This window comes from Listeria sp. Marseille-Q6474 (assembly GCF_946902005.1).
Lineage (GTDB): Bacteria > Bacillota > Bacilli > Lactobacillales > Listeriaceae > Listeria > Listeria innocua.
The window spans coordinates 584,518-596,799 of the sequence record NZ_CAMPPS010000001.1; the positions used below are offsets into that span (position 1 = coordinate 584,518).

At 37.2% G+C, this 12,282-nt stretch carries 12 protein-coding genes; 1 reads left to right on the forward strand and 11 read right to left on the reverse strand.

The window, feature by feature from the left end; all coding sequences use genetic code 11:
- Positions 1 to 200 precede the first annotated feature (200 nt).
- From guaA to OC533_RS02995, 11 genes are all read right to left on the reverse strand, one after another.
- Positions 201 to 1,757, reverse strand: coding sequence for a glutamine-hydrolyzing GMP synthase (guaA, locus tag OC533_RS02945; protein WP_185318478.1), 1,557 nt, complete (start codon positions 1,755 to 1,757; stop codon positions 201 to 203).
- A gap of 128 nt (positions 1,758 to 1,885) precedes the next feature.
- On the reverse strand, positions 1,886 to 2,290 hold the full coding sequence (locus tag OC533_RS02950; RefSeq protein ID WP_045553399.1) for a PTS sugar transporter subunit IIB: 405 nt from the start codon (positions 2,288 to 2,290) through the stop codon (positions 1,886 to 1,888).
- Between the two features lie 60 nt (positions 2,291 to 2,350).
- Complete coding sequence (locus OC533_RS02955; protein WP_003771336.1) at positions 2,351 to 2,659, reverse strand: putative quinol monooxygenase; 309 nt, start codon at positions 2,657 to 2,659, stop codon at positions 2,351 to 2,353.
- Positions 2,660 to 2,671: 12 nt separating this feature from the next.
- On the reverse strand, positions 2,672 to 3,496 hold the full coding sequence (gene nadE, locus OC533_RS02960) for an ammonia-dependent NAD(+) synthetase (RefSeq protein ID WP_185501312.1): 825 nt from the start codon (positions 3,494 to 3,496) through the stop codon (positions 2,672 to 2,674).
- A gap of 11 nt (positions 3,497 to 3,507) precedes the next feature.
- The gene (locus tag OC533_RS02965; RefSeq protein WP_160463969.1) at positions 3,508 to 4,998 is read right to left on the reverse strand and encodes a nicotinate phosphoribosyltransferase; all 1,491 of its coding nucleotides are present in this window, start codon (positions 4,996 to 4,998) and stop codon (positions 3,508 to 3,510) included.
- A 117-nt stretch (positions 4,999 to 5,115) separates the two neighbouring features.
- Positions 5,116 to 5,499 (reverse strand): glycerol-3-phosphate cytidylyltransferase, encoded by a 384-nt coding sequence (gene tagD, locus OC533_RS02970; protein ID WP_003724631.1) that lies wholly within the window; start codon positions 5,497 to 5,499, stop codon positions 5,116 to 5,118.
- Positions 5,500 to 5,563: 64 nt separating this feature from the next.
- Positions 5,564 to 6,715, reverse strand: coding sequence for a CDP-glycerol glycerophosphotransferase family protein (locus OC533_RS02975; RefSeq protein WP_194323358.1), 1,152 nt, complete (start codon positions 6,713 to 6,715; stop codon positions 5,564 to 5,566).
- Between the two features lie 12 nt (positions 6,716 to 6,727).
- Positions 6,728 to 7,882, reverse strand: coding sequence for a CDP-glycerol glycerophosphotransferase family protein (locus OC533_RS02980; protein WP_070753331.1), 1,155 nt, complete (start codon positions 7,880 to 7,882; stop codon positions 6,728 to 6,730).
- Entirely contained in the window at positions 7,882 to 9,270 is a 1,389-nt protein-coding gene (locus tag OC533_RS02985) for a glycosyltransferase family 2 protein (protein ID WP_194323357.1), read from the reverse strand. Before OC533_RS02985 ends, OC533_RS02980 begins: the two co-directional genes overlap by 1 nt.
- A gap of 140 nt (positions 9,271 to 9,410) precedes the next feature.
- Positions 9,411 to 10,436: a ribitol-5-phosphate dehydrogenase gene (locus tag OC533_RS02990; protein ID WP_003761653.1), complete on the reverse strand. Its 1,026-nt coding sequence runs from the start codon at positions 10,434 to 10,436 to the stop codon at positions 9,411 to 9,413.
- Positions 10,429 to 11,142 (reverse strand): 2-C-methyl-D-erythritol 4-phosphate cytidylyltransferase, encoded by a 714-nt coding sequence (locus OC533_RS02995; RefSeq protein WP_003766398.1) that lies wholly within the window; start codon positions 11,140 to 11,142, stop codon positions 10,429 to 10,431. Before OC533_RS02995 ends, OC533_RS02990 begins: the two co-directional genes overlap by 8 nt.
- Before the next feature lie 225 nt (positions 11,143 to 11,367).
- Here OC533_RS02995 and galU point away from each other — a divergent pair, with 225 nt between their 5' ends.
- Positions 11,368 to 12,255 (forward strand): UTP--glucose-1-phosphate uridylyltransferase GalU, encoded by an 888-nt coding sequence (galU, locus tag OC533_RS03000; RefSeq protein WP_194323356.1) that lies wholly within the window; start codon positions 11,368 to 11,370, stop codon positions 12,253 to 12,255.
- The last annotated feature ends 27 nt before the right edge of the window (positions 12,256 to 12,282 follow it).

Consider the following 12,282-nt stretch of genomic DNA (forward strand, 5'->3'; position numbering starts at 1 on the left):
ATAAAAAAACTGTTTGTTTATTTCAGAAAATTTAACAGCTTTATAATTATTTTGTAAAAAATATATCCCCATCTTTGATAATGTGCAAACTGTGAGAAAATATTATCCGTAAAAATACTACGATAATAAAAAACTGTTATCACTCGTCATAGAAAAAGCCCTAACACCTCAGCATTACTGAGATTTTAGGGCTTTGCTTTTTATTCCCACTCAACCGTAGCTGGTGGTTTACTCGTAATATCATAAACAACACGATTCACGTGATCCACTTCATTCACAATCCGTACCGAAATTTTCTCCAGTACATCCCACGGAATACGTGCCCAATCGGCTGTCATACCATCAATACTCGTCACCGCACGGACAACCACAGTATGGTCATACGTTCTACCATCACCCATAACACCAACGCTACGGATATTTGGAAGTGCTGTGAAATATTGCCAGATTTCGCGTTCTAGACCTGCGTTTTTGATTTCTTCGCGCAAGATGTAATCAGAATCACGAACAATTTCTAGTTTTTCTTCCGTGATTTCGCCAAGCACACGGATTCCTAGGCCTGGGCCTGGGAATGGTTGGCGCCAAACGATTGCGTCAGGCATGCCAAGTTCTGTTCCTAGTGCGCGAACTTCATCTTTGAAAAGTGTATTTAATGGTTCGATTAGTTTAAATTGCATATCTTCTGGTAAGCCGCCAACGTTGTGGTGAGACTTGATTGTTTGGGCAGTTGCTGTACCACTTTCGATGATGTCTGTGTAAAGTGTTCCTTGTGCAAGGAATTCTACGCCGTCTAGTTTGTTGGCTTCGTCGTCGAATACGTAAATGAATTCGTTACCGATGATTTTACGTTTTTGTTCTGGATCGGAAACGCCAGCAAGTTTGTCCATGAAGCGTTTTTTCGCATCTACTTTGATGATGTTCATGTTGAATTCGCCTTGTAATGTTGCCATTACTTGGTCAGCTTCCCCTTTACGAAGAAGTCCGTGGTCAACGAAAATACATGTTAATTGGTCGCCAATTGCTTTATGAATTAACACACCAACAACGGAGGAATCAACGCCGCCAGAAAGTGCAAGCAGGACTTTCTTGTCGCCTACGATTTCTTGGATTTTAGCGATTTCTACTTCACTAAAGTTTTCCATTGTCCAGTCGCCTTTACAGCCACAAACGTTTAATGCAAAATTCTTCAGTAATTCGTTGCCGTAAGCTGAGTGACGTACTTCTGGGTGGAATTGCACGCCGTAAAGCAAACGATCTTCGTCCGCAATACCTGCAATTGGGCAAGACTTACTAGTAGCTGTTACTTCAAATCCAGCTGGTTCCTCGACAACTAAATCGCCATGACTCATCCAAACAACTTGATCTGTTGGTAGGCTAGCAAATAAACGGCTTGGGTTTTCAACGTGAATGTCCGCTTTCCCGTATTCGCGGTCTTTCGCACGTTCTACTTTGCCACCGAAGTGCGTTGTCATTAATTGCATGCCGTAACAAATTCCTAAAATCGGAATTCCCATGTCAAAGATTCTTTCGTCTGCGCGGAAGGCATCTTCGTCATACACACTGTTAGGTCCTCCTGAAAAAATAATCCCCGTTGGATTTAGTGCTTTCATTTCTTCAACTGTAATAGTATGCGGATGTAATTCACTATACACACCGAATTCACGAATGCGGCGCGTAATTAGTTGATTGTACTGACTACCAAAATCTAGAACGATAATTTTCTCTTGCTCGGTAAAGTCTTTCATAATTTTAAACAAAACCACCCTTATCTATAAAATGAAACCGCAAAATCGCGGTTACTTCACAATAATATAAGAAAAGGACAAATCACTTGTCCTTTTCATCTTCTTTCATTTTAACGTTTCCCCTCTAAAGTTGCAACACCTTATTTGGAATTTTTCGCGTTCATTAAGGCTAGACCTTGCGTGAGAATCTTATCCCCGCGCATCCGACCGAAATCGAGTGAATCAATATTAGCGCAAGGAATATTTAGTTCGCCTAATACTTCCTCCACTGTTTTGTACATATATTTCACTTGTGGTGCTACTAAAACGGCATCGACTTGCTCTTTGTAATCACGGAATTTCCCGGCTGTAATCGCGCCGACCGGTCCCATGACAACAACCAAATCTCGCTCGCTGTATTTTTCGCGAAAACTATCTTTATATTTCACATCATCTGGAAATAGTAGAACAGCGTCCATTCCTTCTGATGTTGCGCTTTTCACGACATTTTGTGCCATTAAACTCGACGTCGCACCTCCAGCACAAACAATCATCAACGTTTGCATTTGTCATCCCTCCAAAAAAATGATTCCAGGAGAGTCCTAGAATCATTCATGTTTTATCATCTATATGCCTTTTCCACCGAGTATGTCTAATTCTTGTATTTGTTTTATATCTTTTATTAAAGGTTTGGCGCGTTTAATTGTTTCTTGTACAGCTGGGTTATCAAGAGATGCTTTATGGTGCCCTTTGTCAACCCAAATTTCAGAAACAAACACCGTGTCTGGCTCGGTTTCAGATTCGCTGACAATATACTGAATACACGTGTTGTAATCATCCAATCCTTCAGCCGCTTCAAGCAAAATTTTCACTAAATTATCTTTTTCTCCTGGATGTGTATAAAATGCAGTTAATAAACCATAACCAACTTTCATTTAAACAGCCTCCTATTTCCAGAAATCGTCAAATATAGTAATTGCCATATGGCGTTTATGTTCGGTTTTAATAAACCAATTCTCAATTTTTGCTGCGGCATCTGCTGGAACTTCTTTGCCTTCTAAGTAATCGTCAATTTGGTCATAAGTCACACCAAGCGCGACCTCATCAGGAAGAGCCGGTTTATTATCTTCTAAATCTGCTGTCGGTTTTTTCAAATATAAATGTTCTGGGCAGCCAAGCTCTTTAAGGAGCGCCTTGCCTTGTCTTTTATTCAAGCGGAACAGTGGATTTATATCCGTTCCCCCGTCGCCGTATTTCGTATAAAAGCCAGTAACAGCTTCTGCAGAGTGATCGGTTCCAACCACTACGCCTTTATGCATCGCTGCAATTGCGTATTGTACTTTCATCCGTTCGCGCGCTTTTTCATTACCTTTCGCAAAATCAGATAGTTCAACTCCCGCTTCCGCAAGCGCCGCAACACTCGCATCAACCGAAGCTTTAATATTTACGGTTAAGCGATTATCTGGTGCCATAAAATCAAGTGCATCTTGACGGTCCGATTCATCTAGTTGTGTTCCGTATGGCAAGCTCACAGCGAAGAATTGGTACTCATCATCACCTGTTTCCGCTCGCAATTCGCTTATCGCCATCTGTGCTAGTTTTCCTGTTAAAGTCGAATCTTGTCCCCCAGAAATCCCAAGAACAAAGCTTTTTAAGAACGTATTCTTTTTTAAATATGCTTTTAAAAACTCGACACTTTTCCGGATTTCTTCGTGTGCATCAATCTTTTCTGCTACTTGCATATCTGCTAAAATTCTTTCTCTGATTTCCATTATAATTCCTCCTAAAACGGCATATCTAGTTCAACTGGTGAATGAAGTTGGACACTTTTACGTACTTTTTCGATATTGCGCATCTTGTTTTTCCAACATTTAACGCTTAAATCAACTGGGTATTGCTCCGGACGAACTGTTCGTTTGTACTCGTCCCAAAGTAGCGCCAAGTTTTCTTCTTTATAAGCTTTAATTTCATCTAGTGAAGGCATATCATACACAAGTTCCCCGTTTTGGAAAATCGGTACAAGTAGTTCACGCGCTGTGAAATTCTCGACTGTTTTCATAATATACGTATGAACTGGGTGGAACATCGTTAATTTATCGACATTTTCGAGTGATTCATCCGCTAAAGCAATATAATCGCCTTCCGCTTTCAAGCCATCTTCATTCGTAATAATCCGGTAAACTTTCTTTTTACCAGGTGTCGACACTTTTTCGGTGTTACTTGAAAGTTTAATCGAATCTTGTAAAATATCATTTTCATCAGCAATTGCCGCCATTTTGTAAACGGCACCTAATGCTGGTTGGTCGTAAGCGGTGATTAGTTTTGTACCAACGCCCCAAGAATCGATTTTTGCTTTTTGCGCTTTTAGGGATAAAATAGTATGTTCGTCTAGGTCACTTGAAGCAAAGATTTTCGCTTCTGTAAAACCAGCCTCATCCAGCATTTGGCGCGCTTTTTTAGATAGGAAAGCCATATCGCCGCTATCTAGGCGGATGCCGATAAAGTTAATTTTATCGCCCATTTCTTTCGCTACTTTAATCGCATTTGGTACGCCGGATTTTAGCGTATCGTATGTATCTACTAAGAAAATCGAATCAAAATGCGTTTTTGCGTAACTTCTAAATGCTTCTAGTTCGTCGCGGTAGGCTTGAACCATCGCATGTGCCATCGTACCAGACACAGGAATACCGAAAATCTTTCCAGCGCGAACATTACTTGTGGAATCACAACCGCCGATATAAGCCGCTCGTGTGCCCCAAATAGCCGCATCCATTTCTTGGGCGCGCCTTGTTCCGAATTCAGCAAACGTTTCGTCGTCAATAACAGAACGAATTCGCGCAGCTTTTGTAGCGATTAGCGTTTGGAAATTCACAATATTAAGCAAAGCCGTTTCAATCAATTGTGCTTCTGCCAAGCTTGCTTCTACTTGAAGGATTGGCTCGGTTTTAAACACGAATTCCCCTTCTTTTGCAGCAAGAATATTTCCTTTAAATTTAAAATTACGTAGATATTCGAGGAAAGGTCCGTCAAACCCAAGTTCATCATGTAAATAAGCAATATCCGTTTCTGTAAAACGTAAATTTTGCATATAATTAATAATTCGTTCCAGTCCAGCAAATACAACAAAACCTGAATCAAATGGCATGTCTCGGAAAAAAACTTCAAATACCGATCTACGCTCATGAAGTCCATCGTCAAAATACGCTTTCATCATATTTAGTTGATATAAGTCTGTATGCAGCGTTAGACTATCATCTTGAAATAAATTTGTCATTTCTTCTGCTCCTATCATAACTAGTTCTTTGCGTTATTATTTATACATAATAATAGCACAAAACAAGCCTACCACCTAATAATTGAACATTACCGGTCTGCCTGTTTTGTGCTACGACTATTTTAAATCATCTTTAATCTTGGAAGTAGAAATACCGTCTGTTCGTGGTAAATAAACGACTTCACAATAAGGTTTTAAGAAGTCAAATTCGCCTTCCCAATCATCACCCATCACAAAAATATCAATATCACGATTTTTAACATCTTCTAATTTTTGTTCCCAGTTACTTTCTGGAATCACTTCATCGACATATCTGATTGCCTCTAAAATTAATTTGCGATGTTCAAAGTTATGGTATGCTTCTTTGTGTTTGATTCGATTAAATTCATCGGTTGAAATGGCTACAATAAGGTAATCACCTAAAGCTTTTGCTCGTTCTAATAAACGAATATGCCCCCAGTGAATTAAATCAAATGTGCCATATGTAATTACTTTCTTCATCAGCCCACCTACTTTCTTTAGTAGTATATCAAGAAAACAAAAATTTCTCTACTTGTTAGCAGTGCTACTTTTCAAGCTGTTCTTTTAAAAAGGATACAAAACGCTCACTTGAAAATCCATCCGAATATTTATTCCATTTCTCAGCAAATAACCGAACTTTTTCCAAATCAAACGTATTATTTTGTATTACTTCAATTAGCTCAGTCGTTGTAAAAACATGAGGGCCAGGAATGGTTTCTAAAAAGCCATCTGAAAGTCCTCTAGCATTATCATATTCCTTTAAATCATACGTAAAGAAAATCATTGGTTTTTGAAGTAAAGCAAACTCAAACGGAATGGAAGAATAATCAGTAATTAAAATATCCACAACTGGTAGTAACGTTTCAATCGGCGTTTCTTTATCCACATAAATGACAAAATCATCATCTAGTTTCTCTAAATCATTACTAATAGAAGGATGTAATTTTAAAATCAATTGATATTCATTTCCTAAGGCTTGTTTCATTTCCGCAATATCTAAATGTAACTTTGCCATTCCCAACTCATTATCCCGAAAAGTCGGCGCATATAGTAATTTTATTCTGTTTGTTAAATGTAAATGCTCGTATGACCACTGATAATTTTCTTGTAACTGCGCTTCTTTGAAGAAATAATCAGTCCGTGGAACACCAAGTTTCAACATGTTCGATTCATCTAGTAAAAATGATTTTTGGAAAATTGATGCCATTTCATCAGAACCAACAAGTACTTTTGTAAAACGCTTATATACTTCTTGAAATCTTTTCTTATCCCGATCCGATCTTTTTTGCGCTGCTTTATCTTCCCAGCCAAATTTCTTAAGCGCACCATTTGCGTGCCAAACTTGGATACAATTTACGCCATTTCGTAATTTCAAGCCAGCTAATTCCACAAAATAATTATCTGTGACAACCACTTTTGCCGTATTGAGGTGAAACATTAATGGAATAAATTGTTGCAGTGTCTTCGGTTTAACTTTTATAAAGTCTAAAGATAACTTTGATACGTCTACTCTAGGATCATAGAAGACAATTGTTTTCGGGGTGACATTGGACAGTTTCATTTGCTTAATAATCGCAGTGGGATTTTCTTCAAAACTTATAAGAAAAACAACTTTTTGCTGAACTGGTAAAAGGCTCGCCAAGAATCCAGTTATTTTAACAGCAAGCATATACATATAAATTGCTATTTTTTTCAATATTCCCACCGCCTATTTTTCAGCAAAAACTTTTTTCACTGTTTTCTCTGCTGCGTGCCCGTCTTCCCAAGTACAGAATTGTTCTAAAAAGCTATCTGCAATTTGAGGCGGATTTTCAAGCATGATTTCTATTTCTGTCATTAAAGCGTCATTCGTTTCAACAAGTGGTCCTGGGGCATTTTGTTCAAAATCAAAGTAAAAGCCTCTAAGTGTATCGCGATATTCAGCCAAATCATACGTATAGAACAACATTGGTCTTTTTAAATTAGCATAATCAAAAAATACGGAAGAATAATCGGTAATTAATAAATCGCTCACTAAATACAAATCTCTAATATCTTCGTGTTTTGAAGCATCTCGTACAAAATCACCATACTGCGTGAAATCAAAATGTTCTGCTACGAGATAATGCATGCGAACTAACAAAACAACTTCATCGCCAAATTTTTCTTGCATTTTGGCAATATCAATCTTTAAATCAAACTTATATTTTCCGATTTCGTAAAAATCATTATCACGCCAAGTTGGCGCATATAAAATAACTTTCTTATCTTCTGGAATATTTAAGGCCATTTTGATATTAGCGATTTTCAACTCTTTATCCGCACTAAATAAAATATCATTTCGCGGATAGCCAGACTCAATCATTTCCCCAGTGAAACCAAATGCACGTCTGAAAATCGTACTAGAATACGCATTAGGTGAAATTAAATAATCCCACTTCTGCGCCTCTTTCACAAAATCAGCCTTGTATTGTTCGGTTGTTTGGCCAGGCATATGTACTTCATCGATGTCGACACCTAGTTTTTTCAAAGGCGTTCCATGCCACGTTTGTACATAAATAGTTTTTTTCGGTTTTGGTAGCTCAAGCGGCAGTCTACTATTAGAAATCCAATATTTAGCTAAGCCCATTTTAAACAACCAATTAACAGAAAAACGCTTAACATACGGTACCCCGTGCGCTTCAAACAAATCAACATACTTCGGATTTACACTCCACAATAACTCGTATTCTGGATTATGCTCTTCCATATATTCAAAAATAGCACGTGGATTACAACTATATTGCTTCCCAGAAAAGCTTTCAAACATCACTAATTCTTTTCTTCGAGGTAAAAATCCTACTAGCTTAAATAGGAAATAATATATCTTTTGTACAAACTTCATCAGGATACTCCCCCCTGTTTAAACTTTCGCTTTAAAGCTTTATTTCTTTTTAATTTTCCTAACACGCTACTGATGACATTTAAATCTGTCATTGTTATTTTTTGATTTTTATCTTGGTAAAACACTTGGACTTTCAATTGATATGGTTTTAACCGTGTCACCACTTTTTCGAGTGTACCCTCTTCACGAACAACAATATCCCAAATTGTTTGGGCTGTTTTTCGTTTTACCACTTTTGTTTGCGCCGTACCTACAGATGTACTAGCAAAGAATTCTGCGCCCTCTGGTAAAGTTTCCCGCGCCTCTTCTAGTAAGAGCTCCACTGTTACAGCTTTTCCAGGACGGTAATTTTCTTTTACTGTGACAAGCGGAACTTCTTCTAATTCTGCCGTCTTAAACTGTACTGGCCAGCCGTTTCGCAAAATAGAGAGCATCATTTCTTTTACAACAAGCGGTGTATCCAGAGCTACAATCATCTCCGGACCAACTTCTTGTAATATTTTCTGTAGTTCACGCACAAAAATTTCTTGTTCTTGCTCATTTAATACTTCTTTAAAATAAATGTTTTCTTTATAAAAAAACAACTTGGCATGGTACGCGATTAAATACTGCACATATGGAATCACTTCGCCAAAAACTTCTTTAGAATTTGTTAAATAAGTTTGGTACACCTTTTGTAAAAATGGCGTATATCTTTCCGGTTGCTTCCAAGCTGAACTTACTAAAGAACCTTTTTGCTTTAAATCACGATAGTAATAGTAACCAGCATCGGCAATCAATCCGTAACTTCGATTTTTAAGCAAAAATTTCGTAATTAAAAGCTGATCTTCCGCAAATTTAAGCGTTTCATCAAAGGCAAATTCCTTCAAACTTTCGAAACGAAAAAAAGTACCGCCAATATAAAAATGAATTGCTTGCGGTTCTTTTTCAATCGCTACAACTCGATTTCCATTTGTGAAACGGTCATTTAATTTATGTGGAGAAATTTTTTGTTTTTTTCCAAAATCATCTAAATAATAAAAAGCTGGGACAAGCATATTAACAGCTGATTTTTCTAGGAAGTTCACCATACTAAAAAGCATATTTGGTGATAACAGATCATCTGCATCTAAAAATCCTACAAAGTCAGTGTCTTCTTGTACATTATGTATTCCAATATTTCTCGCCTTAGAAGGACCACCATTCGGGACATCAAAAACGCGAATATTACTCGGATATTTTTCGGCATAGCTATGAGCAATCGCACTACTACGGTCCGTGCTCCCATCATTAATAAGCAGAACTTCCACATGCTTCAAAAAGCTGTAAGTCTGCTTAATTATACTATCTATCGATAAAGCCAACCTTTTTTCCGCATTGTAAAAAGGAATTATAATCGCAAATTTCATTCTTTTTTCCCTCTCCATATAAAACTGGGAAGTTAAGGTCTCGCATATGAACGCCGAATTTCCTCTCGACTGCCTTGCTTCCTAAATATACTTTAGCAAACAAATTCATAAGCGTATAGCCTAAACTCCCCAATGTTTTATTATATCTTCCACTCCATAACGCTTTTGCCCCATGGACTACGTAAATCAGCTTCAAAGGCTTCGATTACATCTTGAATCGAATGCACCGTATGCACTTCACCAACTAGGTTTTGTAAATATTCTACCCCGCGTTTGTTCGTGGATAGAAATTCTACTGTTTTTTCAAAGTCAACCCGGCCGCTACGACTACTTCCGTAAACTGTAAGCCCTTTTTCGAGTACCATACGTGAGTTAAATTCAATTGGATACTCAGAAACTCCTAGTAACGAAATAGTTCCTTCAGGTTTAATTACATCAATAATCTGACTGACTGCATACTGACTACCCATTCCTCCAGCACATTCAAAAGCTTGATCAATGACTAAATCAGCTGGCACATCATCAATCGAATATGCGCCATCTACAAAAGAAAAGAAGTCTAATTTATATGGTGTTTTTCCAAAAATGTAAACTTTACTTTCTGGATACCAATTTTTTAATAATAAGGAAGTGATAAATCCTAAGTTTCCATCACCCCATACGCCAAAACTATCACGGTTAGCGTTACTTTTTCCTTCAAAACGTAAAATCGCATGTACAGCAACAGAAATAAGCTCAGAAAATGCCGCTACTTTCATATTGATGTCATCAGGTAACGCAACAACCCGGTCACGACGCATAAAAACATAATCTTGCATTAAACCATCATAACCACTAGAACGGAATTTACTCGAACGCAAATAGTTCTCAGCAATGACTGGATCATTCTCAAATGGTGTGTTCGGAATCATGACAACTTTTGTTCCAGGTTTAAACTCTTTTGTTGCGTCATAAACGACTTCGCCAACGCCTTCATGAATAAGCGCCATTGGAAGTTTTTTAGAAAGCATTTCTTTTCCTCTAGAACCTGTATAGTAGCGTTGGTCTGCCGCACAAATAGATAAATGAGTAGGTCTAACAACGACCACATCACCAGCTAAAGATTCGTCCACATTGGCAACTTCAAACTGTCTCTCTGACACAAGTCTATATACTTGATTAATCATTGGCTATCCGCTCCTGAATAATCGCATTCGCTACTTTCAAATCATATGGAGTTGTAATTTTTATATTGAATATCTCGCCTTTAACAAGCTTCACCTGATCGCCAGCAAGCAAACAAATTTTACATGCGTCTGTTAAAATTTGTTTTTTCTCTGCGCTTAAGTTTTGATAATGATTATATACTTTTTTCATATTGAAACTTTGTGGTGTTTGCCCTTGATACATTTGATCTCTGACAGGAATATCTGTAATAAATTCATGATTACTTGATTCAACGATTGTATCAAGTGCTTCAATAACAGTATCTACAGCGCCTGTTTCAATCGCAGCATCAATGTTTTCTTCAATAATTCGGTGCGTTAAAAATGGGCGCACAGCATCATGTGTTACGATAATATCTTCATCGTTTAGACCAAATGTTTTTTCGACATAACGAATTCCGTTCATAATTGTTTCATTACGGTCTTCTCCGCCTTCAATTACGACAATTCGATCATCAGAAATATATTTTTTAATATTATCTTCAGCATGATTCATCCATTCTTTAGGTGAAGAAATAAGAATTTTATCAAATCGTGTATTTAAAATAAATTTTTCTACTGTATGAACAATGATTGGTTTACCATTTAGAGGTAGAAATTGTTTCGGCATGCTAACGTTACCCATTCGCGTACCTTTTCCTCCAGCTAAAATTTGAGCGTATATCATCCTCTAATCTCCTTTAACTGTTTTTTATATTAACCTGTTATATTATAACACAAAACTTGTCTAACAAACTAGCATCTATCTAAGCGAATATCTATTTTCAATATCATTTTAACAAAACTTTTGAAATTTATCTCCTTTGCCGATAAAAACTTGTAAATTCAAAGAAGCTTAGCGTATAATTAGGTGAGTCTACTTGAATTATAGATTAGAAGGAGATTATTAAATATGAGAGTAAAAAAAGCTGTAATCCCAGCTGCTGGATTAGGAACACGCTTTCTACCAGCAACTAAAGCAATGCCTAAAGAAATTTTACCTATCGTGGATAAACCAACTATTCAATACATAGTGGAAGAGGCTGTTGCCTCGGGTATAGAGGATATCTTAATCGTAACTGGTAAAGGAAAACGCGCTATCGAAGACCATTTCGATTCCGTGCCTGAACTTGAGAATAATTTGCGTGAAAAAAACAAATTAGAGTTATTACATCTTGTAGAGCAAACAACTAACATTAACTTGCACTTTATCCGTCAAGCAAAACCAAAAGGACTTGGTGATGCCATCCTTCAAGCCAAAGGTTTTGTTGGGAATGAGCCATTTATCGTTATGTTAGGTGATGATATTGTAGAATCCAAAATCCCTTGTTCCAAACAATTGATGAATCAATACGAAAAAACACATAGTTCTGTAATTGGCGTACAAACTGTGCCACATGAGGAAACATATCGTTACGGTATTATTGATCCAATTAATGAATACGATAAGAATTTATACAATGTAAAAGGTTTTGTTGAGAAACCAGATCCTGCCAAAGCACCATCCGATTTAGCAATTCTCGGTCGTTACCTACTAACACCACAAATTTTTGACTTCTTAGAAACCCAAAAACCAGGTGCAGGTGGCGAAATCCAATTAACTGATGCAATCAATAGTTTGAATGAAGTACAACGCGTATTTGCTTATGACTTTGAAGGCGAACGTTTTGACGTTGGCGATAAATTCGGTTTTATTCAAACTACAATGCAATTCGCGCTTAAACATCCAGAAATCAAAGAGGATGTCAAAGCATTAATTGACGATTTATACCGACAAGTGCATAAAAACGATAAAAAATAAAAAAAGAGAGCTGACATTTTTTCATTT